This is a genomic window from Mesorhizobium sp. B1-1-5, assembly GCF_006443065.1.
GTDB lineage: Bacteria > Pseudomonadota > Alphaproteobacteria > Rhizobiales > Rhizobiaceae > Mesorhizobium.
Genome location: NZ_VFWS01000688.1, coordinates 1 through 1,011, shown reverse-complemented (window position 1 = coordinate 1,011; position 1,011 = coordinate 1). Strand labels below are relative to the sequence as shown.

1 protein-coding gene is annotated in these 1,011 nt (G+C 66.8%); it reads left to right on the top strand.

Annotated elements, in window-relative coordinates; genetic code table 11:
• On the top strand, positions 1-1,011 hold a 1,011-nt coding region (locus tag FJ980_RS34400), incomplete at both ends, for a GumC family protein (protein WP_181181437.1).

Below are 1,011 nucleotides of genomic sequence, written 5' to 3'. Positions count from 1 at the left end.
TTTCATGTCCACCCATGATGTTGTCGACGCGCATGGCGATCTGATCATCTACGACCAGATTCTCAAGCTCATCGAGCAGCTTTCAGTCGCCCGCGCCCGCACGATGGATCTGAACGCCCGCGCGGCCTCGGCACGTCAGGTCAACGTGAATTCGGTGCTCAGCGGCACCTTGCCGGAAGAGATCAACTCCAACTCCATGAGCGATCTGCGCTCGCAATACGCAACGCTCAAGCAGGAGGCTGATCGGGCAGCGGTCCGGCTCGGACCGCGCCATCCCGAGCGCCAGGCGCTCGAGGCCCAGCTCACCGGCGCGCGCGAACGCAGCCTCGCCGAACTCAGCCGCATCGCGTCGTCGCTGCAGGTTGACCTGAAACGCTCGGTCCAGCTCGAACAGGACCTTGCTTCCCGCCTGGCGCAGATGAAGGTGCGCAGCGGCGACGTCAACAGCGACCTTGTCTCGATGCGCGAACTGGAACGCGAGGCCTCGGCCAAGCGCTCGGTCTATGAGCAATATCTCCTGCGCGCCAAGGAGACCGGCGAGCAGAAGAATATCAACACCGCCAATATGAGCGTAATCTCGCCCGCCTCCATTCCGCTGGAGCCGAACGGGCCGTCGCGCGCCGTGGTGGCGCTTGCCGGCCTGCTGCTGGGCTTTGCCTCCGGCGTCGGTCTCGGCGCCATGCGCGGCGCCTATGAAAGCCTGCGTGAGACCGCCAGGTCACGATCCCGCCGTGACCGCAAGATAGAGGAGCGCCGGGCGCCGCTCGATGACCAGGCATTCCGGGCGCCGCCTCCGCCGGCGCCGCCGATACCGCAAGCATCGCCGCCGCAATCACCGCCGCCGCCACCAGCATCAGTGCCGCCGCTTGCCGCGCAGCCCGGAGCCGCTGCCACCGAGGGTCCAAGCCGGATCGGCTTGCTGATGTCGAGGCTGCGCAAAGCCGTGTCCCGCAAGCCCGCCACCGAGGCGCAGGACGATGCGTTTCCCGGTGCATCTGCATCGGCCGCTGT